General features: G+C 29.8%; 23 protein-coding genes, 1 tRNA gene and 1 other annotated feature. Of the genes, 5 read left to right on the top strand and 19 right to left on the bottom strand.

Annotated elements, in window-relative coordinates:
• Nucleotides 1–196: 196 nt before the first annotated feature.
• Both KQI41_RS08570 and KQI41_RS08565 read right to left on the bottom strand, forming a co-directional pair.
• Nucleotides 197–475: a hypothetical protein gene (locus KQI41_RS08570; RefSeq protein ID WP_154442958.1), complete on the bottom strand. Its 279-nt coding sequence runs from the start codon at nucleotides 473–475 to the stop codon at nucleotides 197–199.
• Nucleotides 468–1,124, bottom strand: coding sequence for a TetR/AcrR family transcriptional regulator (locus tag KQI41_RS08565; RefSeq protein ID WP_154442957.1), 657 nt, complete (start codon nucleotides 1,122–1,124; stop codon nucleotides 468–470). The genes KQI41_RS08570 and KQI41_RS08565 overlap by 8 nt, the downstream gene beginning before the upstream one ends.
• 919 nt (nucleotides 1,125–2,043) lie before the next feature.
• On the opposite strand from KQI41_RS08565, the gene KQI41_RS08560 reads away from it, so the two are divergent.
• Nucleotides 2,044–2,117: transfer RNA gene (locus KQI41_RS08560), tRNA-Pro, on the top strand.
• 285 nt (nucleotides 2,118–2,402) lie between these two features.
• Entirely contained in the window at nucleotides 2,403–3,506 is a 1,104-nt protein-coding gene (locus KQI41_RS08555; RefSeq protein ID WP_195838079.1) for an IS4 family transposase, read from the top strand.
• A gap of 324 nt (nucleotides 3,507–3,830) precedes the next feature.
• Here KQI41_RS08555 and istB read toward each other — a convergent pair whose 3' ends face one another.
• From istB to KQI41_RS08540, 3 genes are all read right to left on the bottom strand, one after another.
• A complete protein-coding gene (gene istB, locus KQI41_RS08550) occupies nucleotides 3,831–4,619 on the bottom strand; it encodes an IS21-like element helper ATPase IstB (RefSeq protein WP_216585139.1) in 789 nt (262 codons plus the stop codon).
• Nucleotides 4,612–5,847, bottom strand: coding sequence for an IS21 family transposase (gene istA / locus KQI41_RS08545; RefSeq protein ID WP_216584826.1), 1,236 nt, complete (start codon nucleotides 5,845–5,847; stop codon nucleotides 4,612–4,614). The genes istB and istA overlap by 8 nt, the downstream gene beginning before the upstream one ends.
• A 375-nt stretch (nucleotides 5,848–6,222) precedes the next feature.
• Nucleotides 6,223–6,360 carry a hypothetical protein gene (locus KQI41_RS08540; RefSeq protein WP_154441010.1) on the bottom strand — a complete coding sequence of 46 codons (138 nt, stop codon included), beginning with the start codon at nucleotides 6,358–6,360 and terminating at the stop codon, nucleotides 6,223–6,225.
• Between the two features lie 463 nt (nucleotides 6,361–6,823).
• Here KQI41_RS08540 and KQI41_RS08535 point away from each other — a divergent pair, with 463 nt between their 5' ends.
• A complete protein-coding gene (locus KQI41_RS08535; RefSeq protein WP_154441012.1) occupies nucleotides 6,824–6,991 on the top strand; it encodes an aspartyl-phosphate phosphatase Spo0E family protein in 168 nt (55 codons plus the stop codon).
• 158 nt (nucleotides 6,992–7,149) lie between these two features.
• On the opposite strand, the gene KQI41_RS08530 is transcribed toward KQI41_RS08535, so the two are convergent.
• From KQI41_RS08530 to KQI41_RS08500, 7 genes are all read right to left on the bottom strand, one after another.
• Nucleotides 7,150–7,398 carry a GlsB/YeaQ/YmgE family stress response membrane protein gene (locus tag KQI41_RS08530; RefSeq protein ID WP_154441014.1) on the bottom strand — a complete coding sequence of 83 codons (249 nt, stop codon included), beginning with the start codon at nucleotides 7,396–7,398 and terminating at the stop codon, nucleotides 7,150–7,152.
• A 221-nt stretch (nucleotides 7,399–7,619) separates the two neighbouring features.
• Nucleotides 7,620–9,098 (bottom strand): stage IV sporulation protein A, encoded by a 1,479-nt coding sequence (gene spoIVA, locus KQI41_RS08525; RefSeq protein ID WP_216585138.1) that lies wholly within the window; start codon nucleotides 9,096–9,098, stop codon nucleotides 7,620–7,622.
• Between the two features lie 117 nt (nucleotides 9,099–9,215).
• Nucleotides 9,216–10,244, bottom strand: a complete 1,029-nt coding sequence (locus KQI41_RS08520) for an NAD(P)H-dependent glycerol-3-phosphate dehydrogenase (RefSeq protein ID WP_154441016.1) — start codon at nucleotides 10,242–10,244, stop codon at nucleotides 9,216–9,218.
• Between the two features lie 13 nt (nucleotides 10,245–10,257).
• Nucleotides 10,258–10,851: a glycerol-3-phosphate 1-O-acyltransferase PlsY gene (gene plsY, locus KQI41_RS08515; protein WP_154441018.1), complete on the bottom strand. Its 594-nt coding sequence runs from the start codon at nucleotides 10,849–10,851 to the stop codon at nucleotides 10,258–10,260.
• Between the two features lie 2 nt (nucleotides 10,852–10,853).
• The gene (gene der, locus KQI41_RS08510; RefSeq protein WP_154441020.1) at nucleotides 10,854–12,170 is read right to left on the bottom strand and encodes a ribosome biogenesis GTPase Der; all 1,317 of its coding nucleotides are present in this window, start codon (nucleotides 12,168–12,170) and stop codon (nucleotides 10,854–10,856) included.
• 11 nt (nucleotides 12,171–12,181) lie between these two features.
• The gene (locus tag KQI41_RS08505) at nucleotides 12,182–13,525 is read right to left on the bottom strand and encodes a DUF512 domain-containing protein (RefSeq protein ID WP_154441022.1); all 1,344 of its coding nucleotides are present in this window, start codon (nucleotides 13,523–13,525) and stop codon (nucleotides 12,182–12,184) included.
• Between the two features lie 97 nt (nucleotides 13,526–13,622).
• Nucleotides 13,623–14,852, bottom strand: a complete 1,230-nt coding sequence (locus KQI41_RS08500) for a serine hydroxymethyltransferase (protein WP_154441024.1) — start codon at nucleotides 14,850–14,852, stop codon at nucleotides 13,623–13,625.
• Between the two features lie 161 nt (nucleotides 14,853–15,013).
• Here KQI41_RS08500 and KQI41_RS08495 point away from each other — a divergent pair, with 161 nt between their 5' ends.
• Together KQI41_RS08495 and KQI41_RS08490 are read left to right on the top strand one after the other, a co-directional pair.
• On the top strand, nucleotides 15,014–15,787 hold the full coding sequence (locus tag KQI41_RS08495; protein WP_154441026.1) for a threonine/serine exporter family protein: 774 nt from the start codon (nucleotides 15,014–15,016) through the stop codon (nucleotides 15,785–15,787).
• Entirely contained in the window at nucleotides 15,788–16,225 is a 438-nt protein-coding gene (locus KQI41_RS08490) for a threonine/serine exporter family protein (RefSeq protein WP_154441028.1), read from the top strand. It begins immediately after the preceding gene.
• 2 nt (nucleotides 16,226–16,227) lie between these two features.
• Here the strand turns inward: KQI41_RS08490 and KQI41_RS08485 are convergent, their stop codons facing one another.
• The 7 genes from KQI41_RS08485 to dtd form a co-directional block, all read right to left on the bottom strand.
• Nucleotides 16,228–16,488 (bottom strand): metal-sensitive transcriptional regulator, encoded by a 261-nt coding sequence (locus KQI41_RS08485; protein WP_229768583.1) that lies wholly within the window; start codon nucleotides 16,486–16,488, stop codon nucleotides 16,228–16,230.
• A gap of 17 nt (nucleotides 16,489–16,505) precedes the next feature.
• Nucleotides 16,506–16,928: a SoxR reducing system RseC family protein gene (locus KQI41_RS08480; protein ID WP_154441032.1), complete on the bottom strand. Its 423-nt coding sequence runs from the start codon at nucleotides 16,926–16,928 to the stop codon at nucleotides 16,506–16,508.
• A 48-nt stretch (nucleotides 16,929–16,976) separates the two neighbouring features.
• Nucleotides 16,977–18,764, bottom strand: a complete 1,788-nt coding sequence (aspS, locus tag KQI41_RS08475) for an aspartate--tRNA ligase (RefSeq protein WP_154441034.1) — start codon at nucleotides 18,762–18,764, stop codon at nucleotides 16,977–16,979.
• A gap of 43 nt (nucleotides 18,765–18,807) precedes the next feature.
• Nucleotides 18,808–19,005 (bottom strand) — a binding site (T-box leader).
• 60 nt (nucleotides 19,006–19,065) lie between these two features.
• On the bottom strand, nucleotides 19,066–19,452 hold the full coding sequence (locus tag KQI41_RS08470) for a bacteriohemerythrin (RefSeq protein WP_154441036.1): 387 nt from the start codon (nucleotides 19,450–19,452) through the stop codon (nucleotides 19,066–19,068).
• A 17-nt stretch (nucleotides 19,453–19,469) separates the two neighbouring features.
• Nucleotides 19,470–20,948 carry a coproporphyrinogen dehydrogenase HemZ gene (gene hemZ / locus KQI41_RS08465; protein WP_154441038.1) on the bottom strand — a complete coding sequence of 493 codons (1,479 nt, stop codon included), beginning with the start codon at nucleotides 20,946–20,948 and terminating at the stop codon, nucleotides 19,470–19,472.
• Nucleotides 20,949–20,974: 26 nt separating this feature from the next.
• Complete coding sequence (locus KQI41_RS08460) at nucleotides 20,975–21,604, bottom strand: MBL fold metallo-hydrolase (RefSeq protein ID WP_342366193.1); 630 nt, start codon at nucleotides 21,602–21,604, stop codon at nucleotides 20,975–20,977.
• A gap of 2 nt (nucleotides 21,605–21,606) precedes the next feature.
• The gene (gene dtd / locus KQI41_RS08455; RefSeq protein WP_154441042.1) at nucleotides 21,607–22,056 is read right to left on the bottom strand and encodes a D-aminoacyl-tRNA deacylase; all 450 of its coding nucleotides are present in this window, start codon (nucleotides 22,054–22,056) and stop codon (nucleotides 21,607–21,609) included.
• Between the last annotated feature and the right edge of the window lie 6 nt (nucleotides 22,057–22,062).

Below are 22,062 nucleotides of genomic sequence, written 5' to 3'. Positions count from 1 at the left end.
TACATATCCTCATTTACAAAAATAAAAACCCAAGGATTTAATTTCTCTCCTTGGATTCCTAGAACCTCTATCTATAATTTAATTCTTACGATATTAATAAAATACTGCACAGTTCCTTTCTGAATAATACGGTATTAAAATTGTTTTATACATTTATTTATATTTACATATTTTATTACTATAATTCTATAATAATTTACCTCTGGGCCTGTAATTTTTTCATAGTTATAATATTACTAATAATAGTTGTTGTTCCAGCAATTAAAGTGCCTAATCCCCATATTTGCTTTTTCATTAATAGTCCAATAATTCCACCTACTATAAGTATCGTTCCAATACCTAATCCCACTAAACAACCCTTATATTGAATTTCAAAGGATACCTTAGGTATTTCTCCTGTTCTTTCCATTGCTTTTTCTGTTCTAGCTAGTGCTTTTCTTGTTATGTGCAAAAGCTTTTCATTAATATTATTCATTTGTATCCTCCATAATATATGAATGTCTTTTTAAAATTTGTTCAATAAGCTTATCACTTACAATGTCAACTCCAAGATGTTTCATTAACATTTGTAAGAACTTTAGTCTACTTAATGTTTCAGAAATATTACGATTAAATAAAATTGGATTTATCCAAATATTAATAAGTAACATAAATATCTCAGCACATTCATTTGGAAACTCCGTATTAATGGAACCATCCTCTATTCCTTCTTGTATTATTTCACTTAAAATGGGTGCATCACCGTTAATACCTGTTTTAATACCCAAAACTACAAATTGGGGATTTTTTATTTGACCTATTAGTACATTATCTAAATAATGTGCCTTTTCATCAGACATAGTAGCTTCTAGTATATGTACAAGCTTTTCTCTGCCGTTATTAGCTTTTGTATATTTTATTAATTTTTTTAACATCTGATTCGAATAACTAAATTGCTTTTTAGTTATTGCATCTAAAATTTCTTCTTTGGATTTAAAGTGATGATAAATTGCACCTTTCGACATTTTTAGCTCATTAATAATATCCTGTATACTTGTTTTATCAAATCCTTTTTCGATAAATAATCTTTCTGAAACAGATAATATTTTTTCGATTGTTTGTTCTGGATCTTTATTTCTAGACATTTAATCACTCCTTACATACCGACCGTCAGTATGTATAGGTTATAATATTAATTATTAAATGTCAAGAATATTTTCTTCAATTTATTATTAGTTTAATTAATTATGTTTTTAATACCGTAAAATTATTTTTGAATAATACGATATTTCAATAAAATATTTAATTTTAGCATTCTTTACATTCAATATGAAATTCATATTTTTGCCATAATTCAAAGTCTTTTATTTCCTTTACTTGTTTGTATAATTCTTATTTACAGTAATACTCTGCTTCTTCCGCTATAGTTGTTATTCGGTTTTTAATCATATTCCTTCATCTTTCTTAAATTTATTTATTAATAAATTAACACTTTACTACTATCCCTCATATTCTATTGTAAGAGTATTTAATATAAACTAGATCGGAGGTGTTTTTATGGGTGGCTTATTTGGTGGCAGAAGAGGATGTGAAGATGAATGCGGTATGGATACTTCTTTATTATTCTTCTTTTTACTTTTAGTAGTTATTTTCTGTAGCTGTGATTCCTTCTAACTTAGAATAATTGAGTCGGGGTTTATCCCCGATTCTTTTTATCTCTATAAAGATTCATTCGTTTTTGTAACTTTCTTTATATACAGTCCTCTTCCTTGGTTCCTATCTTACTAAACATACATTTTATCCAGTGAAGTTGCAAGTAATCGTTTATAACTAAATCTAGCTCCTTACTTCTTTTAATTTTTCTATATATACTAGGCATTTCAGCTACTGTAAGGGATGGATAATTTTTTTAGCTCTACTAAGTAAACAATTCCAATTAAAGTAGCTGGGTTTGCAAATAGTTTGCAATTTAAAATAATCCATGCTATAATGTTGATTAATAAGAAGAGCAAAGCCCTTTGTAATCTTGATATATACTTGATTACAAGAATGACTAAATATTTTCGGGATGTGGCGCAGTTTGGTAGCGTACAAGTCTGGGGGACTTGGGGTCGCAGGTTCAAATCCTGTCATCCCGACTTTTCTATCTTAGGGTATAGGCTGATAATATTGAAAAGTAGCCATTCTTTATTATGTTAAATTGATATGTTTAGGTACAACTTGCTGTGTTTGAACTAAATGGCACAGAAATTGACACTGAGATTAATGATATACATCATTGAAATAAGAACCTTTTTAGGTTCTAGTGTTGCATCAAAATAAAAAATACCAGTTGACATGGTAAAATTTGATTAATGAAAAAAAGAGCCTCATTTGGTTTAATGGAATTATCGAGAAACCATACACCAAGGAGGTTCTTTTTCATGTATATAAATAATAATAAAATATTTTTTGATAAAATAACACAAGTAATTAATGGTAATATACTAAATATGCTTGTCAAAAAATATAATACAGATTACAGGACGCAGCATTTTGATACTTCTTCACACCTACTTGCAATGCTTTTCTTTCAGTTAAAGGGTTTAAATAGTTTGAGGGAACTGCAAACTAATATCTCAAATAATAATAAATTAAGAAAAATGATTAATGTACCAAGTGTTTCCCAATTTTCAAGAAAGAATGCTAACAGGGATTATAGGGTTTTCGAGGAACTTTACTATCATATAGTAAACAAGGCTACAAAAATGTTTGGTCTTCAGCGTATCAATAAGGATCTTCCAATAATTAAAATTATAGACTCTACTATGATAGATTTGCCTTTCAATTTTGTTAAAGAATTTCGTTATGATAATAAACAGAAACGTTCGGCAGTTAAAGTAAGTACTCTTTTTAATGGCGATTTCCCTGAAAAGATACACATAGTATCAGGAAAAGTAAATGATAGAAAATGTATAGATGACATGATTAATAATAAGGATGCTATATATCTATTTGATAGAGGATATTCTGATTATAAATGGTATGATAAATTAACTGATGATAAATATAAATTTATAACAAGGCAGGTATCTAATGCCTGTGTTGAAGAAATCAAAAGCACCTATGTGGAAAATGATTTAATATTTGATTATGAAATTACAATGGGAACTGAATATAGTAAGAATAAAACCGAGCACACATATAGGGAAATCCTAACTTTTGATGAAAACGAGGAAGAATTTAGACTTGTAACAAATATATTTGATATACCAGCAGAAGGAATAATAGCTTTATATAAGAAACGTTGGAAAATAGAGTTGTTCTTTAAGTGGATTAAACAAAATCTTAAAATAAAGAAGTGTATCGGGTATTCTGAAAATGCTATAAAGATCCAAATATATACTGCCTTGATAATGTATATGCTGTTATATATTTTTAAGATGAAAATAAACTCTAAATTATCAATGCTAGTTCTTACAAGGATTATAAAAGTAAATATATTAGAGAATTTCAATGAAAGTATAGAATATTTATTGACGGGATAATACTTGGATAAAATTGGATGATTGTTAATTAGCCTTGTAGCACTTTTAGCTCCCTATATGGTAATATTAGACAATTATGTATTACACTGTAGAATTAGGAATCCCTTGGATGTAATTTATATCATCCAAGGGATTCTCACTTTGTCAATATTTAATTGTTTCCTAAATGCAACACTAGAACCTTTTTAGGTTCTTATTTTTTATTTGGAACGATATTTTTTTAAAATAACGTATTCTAAATTAAATGGTCAAATTTAATCCAATGAATATTGTCAACGACAATCTAATTCTACATAAAAAAGTCATTTAAAAAGTGCAGAGAATTTATTTATTTAAAAGAGTATTTGTGATTTCTTTTCTAGAAGACATATACTCTTTTCTATCTTTTAATCTGTATGATTCTCCTTTAATATTAACTACCGTTGCGTGATGAAGTATTCTATCTAAAATAGCAGCCGCTATTGTATTATCTGAAAATACTTCACCCCACTGTGAAAATGACTTATTTGAAGTAAATACAGTTGAACACTTTTCATATCTTTTAGCTATTAGTTGGAAGAATAGGTTAGCCCCTTGAATATCCATAGGAAGATACCCTATTTCATCTATTATCAATAGCTTGTACTTAGCGTAATGTTTGAGTTTCTTTTGAAGTTGGTTTTCAAAGTGTGCCTTATTTAGTTCTGATATTAAGTCCTGACAACTAATATAATATGTTAAATGCCTATTCTTAGCTGCTGTGATACCTAATCCTATAGCTAAATGGGTCTTACCAACTCCAGGTGGTCCTAAGAACACCACATTTTCAGCATTATGCACAAACCTTAATGTAGATAATTCTTCAACTAATCGTTTATCAACTGAAGGTTGAAATTCAAATTCAAAGTCTTCCAAGGTTTTTCTATATGGAAAACCTGCTACATTTACCTGTATTTCTGAAGCTCTTGTGTCTTTAAATTTAGTTTCTTGATCTAAAAGATAGTCTAGTATATCTACTATATTGGTTTCTTCTTTTAAGGCTATTTCCAAATAGTTATCTATTATTTCATTTATTTTTGTTAGTTTTAGCTTTTCTAAGTTATTTTTAATTCTCTCATAAGCTACATTACTCACTTTTTCCCTCCTCATAAATTTCATCATATGTTGATAAATCTCTATCTTCTACATCAAAAGAGGGATTAACATTTGTTTTAATCAATGTATTTTTACCATATCTTTTTGGAGATACTATACCTATAGATTCATAATGCTCTTTTAAGACTATTAGTTTATTCCTATCAAAGCATGTGCTATGAGTTGATATTAATGAGCTATTATGATAAATTTTAACTAAGTTGTCTGTAGAGAATACTGAAACTTCTTTTCCTATATATTCTGGTGGGACAGAATATTTATTACCCTTAAAGGAAATCAAGCAGTCTTTCTCTACTTTTCTTTTTTCTTCAATACTTAAAACATATTCTCGATCGAATTTATTTAACTTTTCTTTTTGCAGCATTTCATAAGGAATTTTATTTGTAGTTCCGTGGACCTTTCTATTTATCTTTTCACACCAGGAGAGAGCTTCATTATTTAAATCTATTAGGTTAACAAATTTAATACCAGTAAAGAAGTTATCCCTTACATATCTGACTGTTCTTTCAATTTTACCCTTAGTCTGGCCTCGGTAAGGCCTACATAGTATAGGTTTTATTCCGTAAAATCCTGCAAAGTCCTCAAATAATGGATTTAACTTAGAATCTTCTTGCTTTATCATTCTTTTTACAACAACTTGCTTCATGTTGTCATAGAGTATATGCTCTGGATATCCATTAAAATATCTAAAAGCATTATTATGACATCTTATTAGAGTTTCTGTGCTCATCTCTGTAACAAATTCTATATATCGCATTCTCGAGTACCCTAAAATCATTAAAAAACAATACAGTTTATGTTCTCTTCCTAGTTCATCCATGAATGTTCCAAAATGAGCCCAATCAACTTGACCCTGTTTCCCAGGTAAAGTTTCGAATCTGACTGTAGCTTTTGTATTTAGCTCTTTCTTTTTAGTTCTAACATAGTTTTTAACTATACCAATTTTACCATCAAACCCTTGATCAGTTATTATTTCTAATATCCTTACAGCACTATATGGGGCTTCCTCTAGTAACTCATCTATCATAGGTTTAAAGTCATCTAACTTAGAAGGTTTATCTTTAGTTAATGTATATTTTGGCGTCTCAATAGCTGCTGCATACTTTTTAGCTGTTCTCCAATTGATATTATATTTTCTTGATATTTCTGAAATGGATAGCCCCTTAAGATAATCATTTCTTATATCCATCCAAAGTTCTCCTTTCATATTCACACCACCTATTATTTTTTATTCTTTAGGTAGTGTTCCCTCTTTGATTAAGAACTCTGTACTTTTTGATTACCTTTTATCTGTATTTTATCATTGTCCTTTACAATATTTCTTACAAAATAAAAAAGTAAGGTCCGTAATGGAACCGAGCAATATGTTTATTTATAAAAATCCATTACGGACCCTATAAAATAAAAACATATTTTTTCGAAACCTATTTACGAACCTTACATTTATATTATGTGATTTATTTTCTATTTTATGCCTGGGAAATTATGGAAAATAAATAAAAAAGATCCTAGATTTTACTCTAAAGTATCCCTAAGTTAATTATATATTTCATATTACAAAGCTCTATCCAACTATTCTTTCCTAATCTAATTCTATTAACGATACATCTATAACTTTTTTTAATACACTAATTATATGATTTCTTTCATTTTCTATAAACCTCATAACATCTAAAGAATATAATAAATCCTTAGATATAAGCAACAAACTCCCCATCATTACCTACCACCTCTTATATAAGATTTACTTATATATTTCTACATTTATTTTAAAATTCCTTCAAAACATAAAGAAAAGACTAGAGATTTGTGTGTCTACTTCAATAATTTCTTTAATTCCTTTTCTACCTAAACTTCTTAGATTAATTCTAAATATTCCCCTTATCTATAGTAAAAAATAAAGTGAATAAACATCTTTCAAAAAAATGTGCTTGATTCATGTTATATGCTCTAGCACTTTATTTTTACATTTTAATTTAGTTCTATTAATTAACGTGTCTTTTTAATGATTTTTCAATCTGCTGTTACTCCATCTATAACTATCCATTTATTTTTTCACTATATTTAATATTCACTAAATTTTCCACCTTTTTTCTTCATATCACCACCTACCTTATATTTTTTGTAAACTTATATTAGCGTAACAGGTTAAATAAATCTACCATAGAATAGGAGTATGATAATTGAACAATAAAGCTGCAATCAAAAAACTGGTTAAAGAAATTGAAATAACTAGAATTAAACTTCATGATTTAATATCTGAGAAGAAATATAATCTTCTTGATTCTGAGGTAATCAAACTAAGTCAATTACTGGATAAGCTCTTGTCCGAGTATGAAGATTTAAAATAAACAAATAATTAATTAACTATATTTAACCTGTTGCGCTTATTTTTTAAGCAAGTTCTTGCATGAAAAAAGAGCCTATTGGCTCTATTATTCTTTCTGTTCTAATAATTCATTTGTACATAGAAAAGAAACCTGATTTTAGGTTTCTTTTAAAATATAAATTATCTTTGAATCTTGTTAGCTATAAATAATAATATACAAGCTCCAACTACAGACACTATTACACTCCATAAATTTAACCCCGTAACACCTGATGCTCCTATTAATCTAAATACAAAACCTCCTATAAAAGCACCTATAATACCAACTATAATATTTGCAATAGCACCCATTTGTGAATTTTTACCCATTATCATACTTGCTATCCAACCAGATAGTGCTCCTAATATTATCCATGCAATATATCCCATAGTGTCAACTCCCCTACTGTTTATTTTAATTATCTTGTATTTAAAATACCCTATATACAATTAAAATAAACAGTACTATTATTTTATCTGTCTTACTAACCTAACTCTATATATTGTTTATATAGTTATTAGATTGTTCTACTATGTCTATTATATTTTACAAAATAAAAAGGACCTTACTGGTCCTTTTCTGCTGTTTTTAACCTTACTTTTATTAATTATTATATAATTATACAGATCAATCCACCACTGCCGTCATTAATTATTCTCTCAAGGGCCCTTCTAAGTTTTTGTCTTGCATCCTCTGGCATTGTACTAAGCTTTCCTTGAAGTTGTTCATTTACTAAATCATATAATGATTTACCGAATAAATTTAACTGCCAAATATTTGAAGGGTCTCCTTCAACTTCTGATAGTAGATAGTTAATAAGTTCTTCAGATTGCTTTTCTGTACCTATTAGCGGAGATACTTCTGTAGCTATGTCTGCCCTCAATACATGAAGTGATGGAGCCTTTGCCTTTAATTTTACTCCATATCTATTTCCTTGACGATAAACTTCTGGTTCTGCCAATTCCATTTCATCTAAACTAGGGCTAACTAATCCATATCCAATTTCTTTAGCTTCAATTAATGCTTTTTCAATTTTATCATATTTTTTCTTAGTATCTGCTAGTTTTGAAATCAGACCTAATAGTTGATAGTCTCCTTCTATTGAATATCCTGTCATATCATTTAACACACTATAGAACAACCCATCATCAACTATTATTTCAGAGTGTACAACCCCTTCTCCCAATTTAATTTCAGATAGATTTACGTTTTTCACTATATCCAAATCCTTTAAAGGATTTAAAAAACTTGAAACCTCGTTTAATTTATGAAGTCCTTCTATAGTTTCCTTTAAAGCATTTAATATATTTGATTTTATCCAATGTCTCTTTGGTAATCCTTCTATCCATTTTGGAAGATTTATAGTTACTTCTTTTACTGGGAACTCAAATAATAGTTTTTCAAATATCTTTTCAATATCTTGAGTATCCATATTTAAGCAATCTACAACTACTACTGATACCCCATACTTACCTTGTAAACTTTCCTTTAATGCCATTGTACTATCTAAATTAGGATGTTTCGAGTTTAGTACAATAACAAAAGGCTTTCCTAATTCTTTTAATTCTGATATAACTCTTTCTTCTGCCTTAATATAATTAGATCTGTCTATATCAGTTATGGAACCATCTGTTGTCACTACTAATCCAATGCTTGAATGATCGGCTATAACCTTTCTTGTACCTATTTCTGCTGCATCTTCAAAAGGGATTTCTTCATCATACCATGGTGTAGTTACCATTCTAGGAGCAAAGTTTTCCTCATGTCCCAAGGCACCACTAATTAAATATCCTACACAATCTACCATTCTTACCTTAAAATTTACATTTTCATTTAAAGTAAGTTCTACTGCCTCATTAGGCACAAACTTTGGTTCTGTAGTCATTATTGTTTTTCCAGACCCACTTAAAGGCAATTCGTCCTTAGCTCTTTCTTTTTTATGCTTATTATCGATATTAGGTAAAACCAATAATTCCATAAATCTCTTTATAAATGTGGATTTACCTGTCCTAACTGGACCCACAATACCTGCATAAATGTCTCCATCTGTTCGTTCTGAAATATCCTTGTATATATCAAATACTTCCACATCGTTCCCCCCTTATAAATATAATTATTAAAATACAAAACTTAACATTATATATATACGTTAGGAATTCAGAAATATTACAAGCTGATGAAAAAAACCTGCTCTCTCTTGAGCAGGTTACCATAAATTATTATTTTCCAAAACTATATTTTCCATTTCATGTTTTTTATCTCTAACCATCAAACTAGAAACTGAATTTTTCACATCTTTGCCTTCATATAATACACCGTAAAGTTCTTCAGCTATAGGCATATCTATATTATATTTTTTAGATAGGTCAAATGTAGATTTTGTTGTTTTTATACCTTCTACAACCATTCCAATTTCTTTTATAGCATCTTCTACTTTTATACCTTTTCCTATTAATATTCCTGCTCTTCTGTTTCTACTAAGCATACTAGTACAGGTTACTATTAAATCTCCTATACCTGCCAATCCTAAAAAAGTACTGGCTTGTGCACCCATTTTTTCTCCTAACCTAGCCATTTCATAAATTCCTCTAGTCATAAGTGCCGCCTTAGTATTGTCACCCCATCCCGAACCATCTGATATACCAGCACCTAAGGCAATTATATTCTTCAATGCTCCTCCTAGTTCTACTCCTATAACATCTGGATTAGTATATACTCGAAAACTAGGAGTTATAAATAGGTCTTGAACATATTGTGCCACTTCCTTACTTTTGGAAGCTGAAACCACTGTAGTAGGCATGTTCTTAGCCACTTCCTCTGCATGAGAAGGCCCTGATAGTACAGTGTATCTACTATTTGGTACTATTTCTTCAACAATTTCTGATATTCTAAGTAAGCTTTGATTTTCAATACCTTTAGAAACATTAACTATTATTTGATCTTTTTTAATATATGATTTACAATTATTAAGCACTTCTCTAATTCCATGAGTTCCCACAGATAATACAATAGCATCTTTATTAAAATTAACCTTTTCCAAATCATTAGTTAATTTTAGATTAGATGGTAGTGTAATATCAGGAAGATATTTGTTGTTTATTCTAGTTTCATTCATATCCATAATTTGGTTTTCATCTCTTAACCACATATGAACATCATAACCTTTATTGGCTAGTAAAATTCCTAAAGCAGTCCCCCAGCTTCCACCACCTAAAACTCCAATTCTTTTACTCATTAAAAACACCTACCTATATGTTATTTCCTAATTTATTTTCTTCTCTATTACATAATCTGATTATATTCGCTTTATGTCTAAGTACTAAAAGGGTAGCAAGTATCCATACAGTAAAATAAAGAGTTTTATCCACTGTGTCTGAAGTCAGTACTATAAACAAAGGTGCAAGAACAGCTGCAGTAATAGAGCCTAGTGATACATATCTAGTAAATAAAATTACAATAGCTGCTCCTAACAAACATAATAGTCCTACCTTCCAGCTAAGGATTAATAGAACCCCAAAAGAAGTCGCAACTCCTTTTCCTCCTTTAAATTTAAGAAATATTGGAAAGTTATGCCCTAGAACAACAAAGAAACTTGCTAAAAGGCTTCCATTAAATCCTAATAATGCTTTTCCCAATAATACTGCTACTATACCCTTTAATATGTCTAAAACAAAGGTCAATACTCCCATTTTTTTACCCAAAACCCTAAGGGCATTAGTTGCTCCAGCATTGCCACTTCCATAGTTTCTTATATCTATGTTCTTTGACACTTTACCTAAAAAATATGCAGATGAAAAACATCCTATTAAATAAGGTAGTAATATAGACAAAAATATTTTCATTTTTATTCTCCCTTTTCTCTAAATTCAAATTGAATAGGTGTTCCTACAAACCCAAAATGGTTTCTTATTTGGTTTTCTAAATATCTAACATATGAAAAATGCATTAGTTCTGCATTCCTTACAAATATTACAAACTTAGGTGGTCTTACAGATACCTGAGTTCCATAGTAAATCCTTGTTCTCTTTCCTTTATCACTAGGTGGCTGATTCATAAGCACTGCTTCATTGATTATATCATTTAATACACCTGTACTAATTCTTAGATTATAATTGTTATTTACTACATTTATTAACTCCAATAATTTATCTACCCTCTGTCCTGTTAAGGCAGATATAAATACTATAGGTGCATATGCAATAAATCCTAATTCTTTTCTAATTTCTTTTTCAAACTCTAAATGTGTGTTAGTGTCTTTTTTTACTAAATCCCATTTATTGATTGCAATTATAATAGATTTTCCATTATCATGGGCATAGCCTGCTATTTTAGTATCTTGCTCTGTAATTCCTTCAGTAGCATCTATGACCAATATACATATGTCAGATCTATCTACTGCTGTTAAAGTCCTTATGACAGAATATCTTTCTATATCCTCATATATACTTCTCTTTCTTCTTAGGCCTGCTGTATCAATAAATACATATCTATGTTCATTATAATTAAAATAAGTATCTATTGCATCTCTAGTTGTACCTGGTATATTCGTCACGATTACCCTTTCTTCACCTAAAATATTATTAATTAAAGATGATTTACCTACATTGGGTTTACCTATTAAAGAAACTCTTATTAAATCCTCATCATAATCTGTGTCTCTATCTCCTGGGAAACTTTCTATTATTTCATCTAATAAATCTCCTATACCAAGTCCTTGCTCTCCAGATATAACTATAGGTTCTCCAAGACCTAGTTCATAAAACTCATATATTTCATCTGGAGTTTTTGGAGTATCTATTTTGTTACAAGCTACTATTACTTTTTTTCCTGATTTTCTAAGCATATTCCCTATTTCTCTATCTGTAGAAGTAAGTCCAGCTAATCCATCTACTACAAATAAGATAACATCAGCAGTATCTACTGCCATTTCTGCCTGCCTCTTTATATTGGACATTATTATTTCTTCATTTTCAGGTTCAAGTCCTCCAGTATCTATTACTGTAAAATATTTTCCTAACCATTCCCCTTCAGCATATATCCTATCTCTAGTTACTCCTGGAGTATCTTCTGTTATTGCAATTCTTTTTCCAACTATTTTATTGAATAAAGTTGATTTACCTACATTTGGTCTTCCTACTATACAAACAATGGCTCTATTCATCTGTTCATCCCTCAATTCTTTATTATATCTATTAAACTTTTTCCTTCTAATTTAGAAGGGATAATGGGAATATTCAATTTCCTTGATACTTCCACAAGGGTCAAATTGTCTAAGAATATTTCCTCGTCTCTTTTCAACATAGAACTTGGAATAATAATTCCATCAATATCTTTATAATCCTTTAGCTGAGAAACTAAATCTCCACCTGTTACAAGTCCAGATACAGTTATAGTTTCTCCAAAAAACTTATTAACTATTGGCACAACTATTATTTCTAATTCATTAAATTTCCTAATTATTTTATCCTTGATACCTTCTATAAAATTAAATGCTAAAGTTCCTGTAGCTATTATATATTTCTTCTTATTATTTATGGGTACCTTTATCTTATTCAGTTCTTTAACTATTTCATCCTCAAAGGATTTCATAAGCCCTACTCCATTTTCCAGCTGGGGAAATCCTTCATATTTATCATAACTAGGTAATTCTTTCTCTGTTGTTGCAAAGAATTCATCTGAAGCAAATACAAATCTAGTTCCTATTTCTTCTAAAAACTCTGATTGCTTATTAGATATAAATTCCAACAACTTTTCAGAGCCTTCTTTAGTAAATGGTTTTACATCATAAAGTCCATCTCTATACTTAGTTATACCCACAGGCACTACTGCTATACTTTCAACAGTTGGATATAAATTCTTTAAATCAGACAATGTTCTATTTAATTCTTCTCCATCATTTACTCCTGGGACTAAAACTATTTGACAATTCACTTCAAGGTTGGCCTCTTTGAACCTCTTTAGTATATCATATATCCTACCTGCATTCTTGTTATTCAACATCTTTATTCTAAGTTCAGGATTTGTAGTATGGACACTTACATTTATGGGACTTAATCTATACCGTATTATTCTGTCTATTTCATCATCACTCATATTAGTAAGAGTTATGAAATTACCTTGTAAAAATGATAATCTTGAATCATCATCTTTAAAATATAGGGTTTCTCTCATATTGGGCGGTAATTGATCTACAAAACAAAACATACATTTATTTCTACAGGATTTAGCCTTGTCTATTAAAGGATTAGTAAATATCAGACCTAAATCCTCATCAAAATCTTTTTCAATTTCCAATTCCCATATCTCACCATCTTTTTTTCCTATGGCAACTATAAGATAATCATCAGACACTAAGTATTTATAATCAATAATATCTTTTACAGGTATATCATTAATTGTTAGTAATATGTCTCCTGGTTCTATTTCTAATTCTTCGGCTATGCTACCCTCAGTAACTTCTTCTATAATATTTCTATCTTCCGAATAATTATTTAATTCGTAGTTATTTGATTCCAATTTTTACACCTCAATTATTTTTAAATCTATGCCTACTCTAATATAGTATAACAAATATGTAAAGAAAAGCCTACAGAATTATCTGTAGGCCTTATAATTAATATAATTTATATTTATCACATAATCTTTCTACTCTAGCTTTTATTTCATTTCTGTCTTTAGTTTCATCTAGTGCTAAAGTCATTATTTCAGCAATTTCTAACATATCCTCTTCTTTCATTCCACGAGTTGTCATTGCTGGAGTACCTATTCTTATTCCACTTGTTATAAATGGTGATTCTGGGTCAAATGGAATAGTATTTTTATTAGTTGCTATACCAATTTCATCTAAAAGTGCTTCTGCTTTTTTTCCTGTTAAACCTTTTGTTCTAACATCTATTAAAATTAAGTGATTATCTGTACCACCAGATACTAGTCTAAATCCATTTTTTATTAATCCTTCTGCTAACGCCTTAGCATTGTTAATAGTTTGTTGTTGGTAACCTTTAAAATCATCTTGTAAAGCTTCACCAAATGCAACTGCTTTAGCAGCTATAATATGCATTAATGGTCCACCTTGTATTCCAGGGAATATTGCCTTATCAATAGCTTTAGCATATTCTTCTTTACAAAGAATTGCACCACCTCTTGGCCCTCTTAAGGTTTTATGAGTTGTAGTAGTTACAAAATCTGCATAAGGAACTGGATTCGGATGTAAGCCTGCTGCAACAAGACCAGCTATATGAGCCATATCTACCATTAAATATGCTCCTACTTCATCTGCAATTTCTCTAAACTTCTTAAAGTCAATTTGTCTAGGATATGCACTAGCACCAGCTACAATCATCTTTGGCTTTTCTCTTAAAGCTATTTCCCTTACCTCTTCATAGTCTATTACTTCTGTTTCTTTATTTACTCCATAAGCTATAAAATTAAAATAAGTTCCTGAAATATTAACTGGGCTACCATGAGTTAGGTGACCACCTTGTGATAAATTCATACCTAATACTTTATCGCCAGGTTTTAATACAGCAAAATATACTCCTAAGTTAGCATTAGAGCCAGAATGTGGCTGCACATTGGCATGATCTGCACCAAATATTTCTTTTAATCTATCTATAGCAAGATTTTCAACCACATCTACTACTTCGCAACCGCCATAGTATCTCTTTGCTGGGTATCCTTCAGCATATTTGTTAGTTAAATAACTACCTGCTGCTTCCATTACCTGTGGTGTTACAAAGTTTTCTGAAGCTATAAGTTCAATATGTTTCTTTTGTCTATTTAGTTCCGTTTCAATAATGTTCATTACTTCAGGATCATACTTCGCTAAATTTGTGAAATCCATATCCTTATATCTCTCCTTATCTTTTATTTTTGTAATTAATTAATTATAAAATTATATTATGTTATAATATATATAATTAATTGTAAATTTAAAATATAACCATTTACATTATATATTTTTTTCACAAATTTTACAAGAACATTAATTAAAGAGGTGATAATATGGATGAAAGGGAAGAAGTTAAAAAGTTATTACTTTTAGCAACAATGGCGGGAAGAATAATGCTTAAAGCTGGAGCAGAAACCTATAGAGCAGAAGATACAATAATAAGGATTTGTAAGTCGAGAAAGGATATAAGATATGTAGATGCCTATGTAGTTCCAACTGGAATCTTTATATCTCTAGAATATAAAGGTGAATTATTATCTTATATAAAGAGAAACAAAACTATTTCCATAGACTTAAATAAAATTGATATGGTCAATGAATTTTCTCGTTCTTTTGTTAATTCTCAAATGTCTATAGATGATGGAATTAAAGAACTAAAGAGAATTAATAAAACAGATGCTTATAAATCAAAAACAAAATCTTTATTTGGCTCCTTAGGAGCAGCACTCTTTTGTGTTTTATTTGGCGGTACATTTTTAGACTTTATATCAAGTTTTATTGTCAGCTTAACTGTTTTAACTTTTATAAATAAAATTTCAAAACTTGAACTTACGTTTTTTGTCAATAATTTATTTGGGTCTATACTGGCAAGTGGTTTATCTTTTATTACAGTCATGGTAGGATTAGGTCAAAATCTTGATAAAGTTATAATTGGTTCTATAATGTGTCTAGTTCCCGGTGTGGCAATTACAAATGCTATTCGTGATACTATGTCTGGAGAATTTTTATCTGGTTTATCTAGAGGTATGGAAGCCGTATTCTCTGCTATTGCCATAGCTCTGGGAGTTGGAATCATTCTTAATTTTTATGCGAAAGGAGTTTTTTAATTGGTAATTATAAAACAGCTAATTATATCATTTTTCTCTACAATAGGCTTTTCCATATTATTTGGTTCTCCTACAAAGACTTTGGGATACAATGGTCTTACTGGAGCTATTGGATGGACAGTATATTTTATAACTGCAAATATATTCCATAGCAATGTAAGTGCTACGTTTTTAGGTGCCTTAACAGTTGGTCTATTAGGGGAGCTATTGGCAAGAAAATGTAAAAAGCCAGCAACCATATTTATTACCTCTGGAATAATTCCATTGGTTCCTGGTGCTGGCATGTATTATACTATGCTTGCAATAATAGAAAATGACTTTACTATGGCTGCCACTAAAGGGGTAGAAACCTTCTTTGTAGCCACAGCTATAGCTGTAGGAGTAATAATTTCATCAGCATTCTCTAGGTCAATAAAGAGAGTAAAACTAAAAGACTGAGTTTATTTAGAATATTTAACCATTATATCAACTAATTTATCTAAGGCCTCTTCTTCGTTTACTCCTTGTAAATATCCTTTTAAACAATCTTTCATATAATTCTCTAATATTAATCCACCTACACTGTTTAAAGCTGCCCTAGCTGCAGCTATTTGGATTAATATATCACCACAAAACTTTTCTTCATTTACCATTTTTTGTATGCCCTTTATTTGTCCTTCAACCCTTCTTAACCTTTTGATGACAGCATCCTTATCTCCCAACAATTACACTCCTTTAATTAAATAATCCTTGTCATTTTTATAATATTTTCCTCTTTTTTGCCAACCTTTTTATCTATAAATTTGACTACTAAATAACCAAAAGCTAAAAATATCAAACCTATAAAAAAACTTAATGGTTCATAACTAGATATAGACATATTCTTTAAAATCTTCATGCTCAATGATATTCCTATAATAAGAAATGCAAATGGAATCATATATATAATCATAGTATATTTCAATATATTTTTTGTTTCTCCCTGTATCTCTACAAAGTCTCCTACCTCAGCATTTATATTATTAGGTAAAATCACTACATGACTTGGAACATTACATCCACCACCACAGCCTTTACAATTTTCTCCACAGCCTGAAATTCTTCTGACTTCTACTTCTGCTTCTCCATTTAACACCTTTCTTACTAATCCAACTTGATCCATATCTACACCTCCATACTCCTATATTATATCATAGTAGAATATGAAATGTTATATATTCTGATTCTTAGTAGTTTGAATATGAACCTCTTGAAGTTGCTTATGAGAAACTACAGTAGGTGCATTAGTCATTAAACAAGTAGCTGATTGAGTCTTAGGAAATGCTACAACATCTCGAATATTAGATGTATTTGATAAAAGCATAATAAGCCTATCAAAACCATAAGCAATGCCTCCATGGGGTGGAGTACCATATTTAAATGCTTCTAATAAGAATCCAAACTTATCCCAAGCCTCTTCTTCTGTAAATCCTAAGGCACTAAACATTTTCTTTTGTAAAGTAGAATTATTAATTCTAATACTTCCACCACCCATTTCATCTCCATTAATAACTATATCATAAGCTTTAGCCCTTACTTTTTCAGGATGAGATTCTAAAAGTTCTATATCTTCCTCCATTGGGTGAGTAAAAGGATGATGTTTAGCCACATATCTATTTTCTTCTTCATCAAATTCAAATAGTGGGAACTCTGTAACCCAGACTAATTTCATATCATTAGGATCAATTATATTTAGTCTTTTTGCCACTTCGTTTCTCAAATTACCTAAACTATCAAATACAATTGATTTTTTGTCTGCTACAAAGAGAATTAAATCTCCTTTTTCCCCTTCCATTCTTTCTATAATGTTTGTGAACTCTTCTTCACTAAAGAACTTAGCAATAGGAGAAGTCACTCCTTCTTCAGTTATTTTAATCCATGCTAATCCTTTTGCACCGTAGGTTTTTGCATAGTCTTCTAAAGCAGTTATATCCTTCCTTGTAAACTTATCTCCATATCCTTTTACATTGATTCCTCTTACAGCACCGTTGTTTTCAATGGCTCCACTAAATACTTTAAATCCACAGTTCTTTACTAAGTCGGAAATATCCTTTAACTCAAATCCAAATCTTAAATCTGGCTTATCAACTCCATATCTTTCCATGGCTTCATTATAAGTTATTCTCTTAATAGGAAGATCTATTTCCACACCTTTTAATTCTTTGAATAATCTATATAACAATTGTTCATTTATAGAAATAATATCTTCTATATCTACAAAAGACATTTCAATATCTATTTGAGTAAATTCTGGTTGTCTATTGGCTCTTAAATCTTCGTCTCTAAAACATTTAACTATTTGGAAATATCTATCCATTCCTGCAACCATCAGAAGCTGTTTCATTAACTGTGGAGATTGAGGAAGTGCATAGAATTCTCCAGGATTTACCCTACTAGGCACTAAATAATCTCTTGCTCCTTCAGGCGTTGGCTTTGTAAGCATAGGTGTTTCTATTTCAATAAAGCTATTTTCATCTAAGAAGTCCCTTACTACTTTGGCTGTTTTAGCTCTTAGTTTTAATCTTTCCTGCATAGATGGTTTTCTTAAATCTAAATATCTATATTTTAGTCTCATAGATTCAGACACATTGTCGTCATCTTTAATATATATAGGTGTAGTTTCAGATTCATCTAGGATTTTAAGTTCATCTACTAAAACTTCCACTTCGCCAGTAGGTATTTCTTTATTAATGCTTTGTCTGATTCTTACTTTTCCTTTAATTGCTAATACGAATTCTGATCTGATTTTTTCAGCTTTATTAAATACTTCACTAGACACAGTATTATCAAATACAATTTGAGCAATTCCTGTAGTATCTCTTAAATCCATAAATATAATTGAACCTAAATTTCTTTCTCTTTGAACCCATCCCATTAACACTACTTCTTTACCGTCATGTTCTGGTCTTAGTTCTCCACACATAATGGTTCTTCTTAAATTTCCCATTTTTTCTCCCATATTATAACCTCCTCAAAAAAATATAAACCTCTCATCTCTGATATTCAGGGACGAGAGGTTATCTCGCGGTACCACCCTAATTAGGTTTTCCTCACTCGAAATTTTAACGCATTTCTGCGAATTAATCCTTACAGATTACTTACTCAAAGGTGTCTTCATTAAATATTAGTATCGGTTTTCACCTTCTACCGACTCTCTATAACTAAGAAATTTAATTACTCTTCCTTATCTTTGTAATAATTATATTTATTTTCATTAATTATAGACCAAAAAATAATTAGTGTCAAGAACTATTATAGTTTTAATCTAAAGTGGTAATAAATTCTTTATCATCACAGCTTATATGGTTTGCCAACCAATCTATGATTAGAACTTTCAATTCATTTAGATTCTCCTCAGAACTGTTTTCTATGGTCTTTTGATATATCCTATATATCTCTTCTATGAAATGATTATGTTTTTTTCTATGATTAAGAAATCCTTTATATGAGTTTTCCAGCATTAACATTTCTTCCTCATAAAAGTGATTATTTGCATAATTCATTAAAAATATAAATATTTTTTCAACAGTTTCTATATCAGATTCAGGTCCTAAATCAAAAATCTCTTTTGCCTTGTCAAAAATACTTTTATGCTGCTCATCAATTGTATCTATTCCCGTTTCAAGATCTTCAGTCCACCATAACATAAAGTCATCCCCTTTTATTAGTGATTTTCTAATATCTTTCTTTTATTTTCAATTAATTCATCAATTCTATTTAAATATTCCTTTAAATCTTTAAAATTTGGAACTCTCTCTATTCTATTTTCCTGTGGAAAATAAATCTTGGATACTGAACCCATACCTGCTGCCATTATAGTTTCTTTTTCTTCCATCATCATAATATTATATATGCAATCCATTTCTGGTTTACAATATCCTATATTTTCAAAGTTTCCTAATATTTGCTTCTGTCTATAAAGATAATAGGGTACTAGTCCCATTTTATCTGAAGCTTTTATGGTTTTATTTAACATCTCACTTAAAACATGCTGAGTTTCTATTGAATACTTATCCATAGTATCCTTAAACTTAGAACCTCTTTTTACTGAAAGAGTATGTATAGTAAGATTTTCTGGATCTAGCTCTTGAACTTCTTCTAATGTATGTTTCACTTCTCTAACTCCTTCGCCTGGCAACCCTATAATTAAGTCCATATTTATTATATTAAATCCGATTTCTTTTGCCAAGTTAAAAGTCTTTATAATATCATATGAATTATGATGTCTTCCTATAAGTTTTAATGTATTATCGTTCATGGTTTGAGGATTTATACTTATTCTACCAATATTATTTTTATTTAACATTTCCAAATACTCTTTAGTTATAGTATCAGGTCTACCTGCTTCCACAGTAATTTCCCTTATATTTTTCTCTCCAAATTCATTATATATAAATTGAATAATTCTTTCAAGTTCCATTGGGAAAATTGCCGTTGGTGTGCCGCCACCTATATATACTGTATTTATCTTTTTACCTTCCATTATGTTTTTTATACTCTTGATTTCATCCATTAGTTTTATGATATATTCTTCAATATAGTCTCTATATTTATCTATTGGTAATGCTGGAAAAGAACAGTATAAACATCGAGTAGGACAAAAAGGTATACTAACATAAAGACTATATCTATCTTTATCTAAAGGATAGATATAGCTTCTTTGTCTTTTTCCAATATCCAATGTAAGTTTAGCTTTCTTAATGTCTAGCTTATATTCCTTTGTCAATGTTTTTATTATTATATCTTCATCTATATTTTTATCTAATAGATCATGAATAATTTTTATTGGTCTTATTCCAGTTAAAATACCCCAAGGAGTTTCATTCTCAGATATATTTATTAATGTATTATATAAGGATTTTTTAATTCCAATTCTTATATATTTATCTAAAGTATCTCTATATATTTCTATTAGATTAATATCTTCAATTGATTGATTGGCTAAAATATTATCTATATATAATTTTGTTATGGCTTTTATCTCTTTATTGCTTTCATATAGTTCACTGATTATAAAGATTCCTTCACCTAAGTATTCTTCTTTATCTTCAATAAACTGTATTTCTTCTTTGGGAAAAAACACTTTAGTTAGTTCAGTTAATTCATACTTAACTTTATGACCCACTAGTAATACTTTTATCATTCAATCACCTTATTTAATAGAGTATATTAACGTAAAAAAGGATTGGATACTCTTTCCTTACCTATGGTAGATGGAGTTCCATGTCCTGGAAATACTTGAATTTCATCTGGATAAATCATTAACTTCTCTTTTATTGATTTGATTATGGATTCATAGTTCCCCCCAAATAAATCTGTTCTGCCAATAGAACCTGCGAATAATGTATCTCCAGTAATTATATTTTCTCCTATTTTTATACAAATACATCCCTCAGTATGGCCAGGAGTATGAATTACTTCTGCCTTTAAATCTCCAAATTCTATAATATCTCCATCTTTAAGCAATACATCTGGTTCAATTTCCACAGTCCCCATTGCCATTGATGTGGAAAGATTCTTATTCCCGTCTATTAACATTTCCCTATCGTCTTCATGTATCATAATTGTAGCTTCAAGGGCTTCCTTTAACTCCTTCACTCCTCCTATATGATCTCCGTGACCATGGGTGAGGATAATATGCTTTATACTCAAATCATTTCTTTTTATATATTCAACTAAATCGTCTGCATCTCCTCCAGGGTCTACTATTATTCCCTCTTTAGTAGTTTTAGAATATATGATATAACAGTTAGCAGCGTATACTCCTGCTGGTACTCTAGTTATTTCCAACTTAATCACTCCTAAAATGTTTTTTTGCTATCTAATAAAATTGTTACAGGTCCATCATTTATAAGACTTACCTTCATATCTGCTCCAAATATACCTTTTTCAGTTTTTACTCCATTATCTATGGCTTTTTGAATAAATTCTAAGTAATATTTTTCTGCTATATCTGGATGAGCAGAATCTATAAAGCTAGGTCTTTTTCCTTTTCTCACATCACCATAGAGGGTAAATTGTGACACTACTAATAATTCTCCTCCTATATCTAATAATGATAAGTTCATCTTATTATTTTCATCTTCAAATATGCGAAGACCCAATACCTTATCTATCATATAATCTAAATCCTTAGAATCATCTCCTTCTCCTATACCAAGTAATACGAGCAAACCCTTATCTATACTTCCCACAATTTCTCCATCTACTTTAACTGATGCTTCTGAAACTCTTTGTACTACTATTCTCATGTCTCT

The organism is Tissierella pigra (assembly GCF_018917845.1).
GTDB lineage: Bacteria > Bacillota > Clostridia > Tissierellales > Tissierellaceae > Tissierella > Tissierella pigra.
Note: the sequence above shows the minus strand (reverse complement) of the source record. Positions and strands in the feature narration are given on the sequence as shown.

Excerpts from the sequence above, each read along its gene's own strand:
- KQI41_RS08470 (WP_154441036.1), bottom strand. The coding sequence starts at position 19,452 with ATGTTATGGTGGACTGAAGATCTTGAAACGGGAATAGATACAATTGAT.
- KQI41_RS08540 (WP_154441010.1), bottom strand. The coding sequence starts at position 6,360 with ATGATGGGGAGTTTGTTGCTTATATCTAAGGATTTATTATATTCTTTA.
- KQI41_RS08570 (WP_154442958.1), bottom strand. The coding sequence starts at position 475 with ATGAATAATATTAATGAAAAGCTTTTGCACATAACAAGAAAAGCACTA.
- hemZ (WP_154441038.1), bottom strand. The coding sequence starts at position 20,948 with ATGATAAAAGTATTACTAGTGGGTCATAAAGTTAAGTATGAATTAACT.
- aspS (WP_154441034.1), bottom strand. The coding sequence starts at position 18,764 with ATGGGAGAAAAAATGGGAAATTTAAGAAGAACCATTATGTGTGGAGAA.
- KQI41_RS08555 (WP_195838079.1), top strand. The coding sequence starts at position 2,403 with ATGTATATAAATAATAATAAAATATTTTTTGATAAAATAACACAAGTA.
- dtd (WP_154441042.1), bottom strand. The coding sequence starts at position 22,056 with ATGAGAATAGTAGTACAAAGAGTTTCAGAAGCATCAGTTAAAGTAGAT.
- KQI41_RS08520 (WP_154441016.1), bottom strand. The coding sequence starts at position 10,244 with ATGAGTAAAAGAATTGGAGTTTTAGGTGGTGGAAGCTGGGGGACTGCT.
- KQI41_RS08495 (WP_154441026.1), top strand. The coding sequence starts at position 15,014 with ATGGATGAAAGGGAAGAAGTTAAAAAGTTATTACTTTTAGCAACAATG.
- KQI41_RS08500 (WP_154441024.1), bottom strand. The coding sequence starts at position 14,852 with ATGGATTTCACAAATTTAGCGAAGTATGATCCTGAAGTAATGAACATT.
- istA (WP_216584826.1), bottom strand. The coding sequence starts at position 5,847 with ATGAAAGGAGAACTTTGGATGGATATAAGAAATGATTATCTTAAGGGG.
- plsY (WP_154441018.1), bottom strand. The coding sequence starts at position 10,851 with ATGAAAATATTTTTGTCTATATTACTACCTTATTTAATAGGATGTTTT.
- KQI41_RS08530 (WP_154441014.1), bottom strand. The coding sequence starts at position 7,398 with ATGGGATATATTGCATGGATAATATTAGGAGCACTATCTGGTTGGATA.
- KQI41_RS08480 (WP_154441032.1), bottom strand. The coding sequence starts at position 16,928 with ATGGATCAAGTTGGATTAGTAAGAAAGGTGTTAAATGGAGAAGCAGAA.
- der (WP_154441020.1), bottom strand. The coding sequence starts at position 12,170 with ATGAATAGAGCCATTGTTTGTATAGTAGGAAGACCAAATGTAGGTAAA.
- KQI41_RS08565 (WP_154442957.1), bottom strand. The coding sequence starts at position 1,124 with ATGTCTAGAAATAAAGATCCAGAACAAACAATCGAAAAAATATTATCT.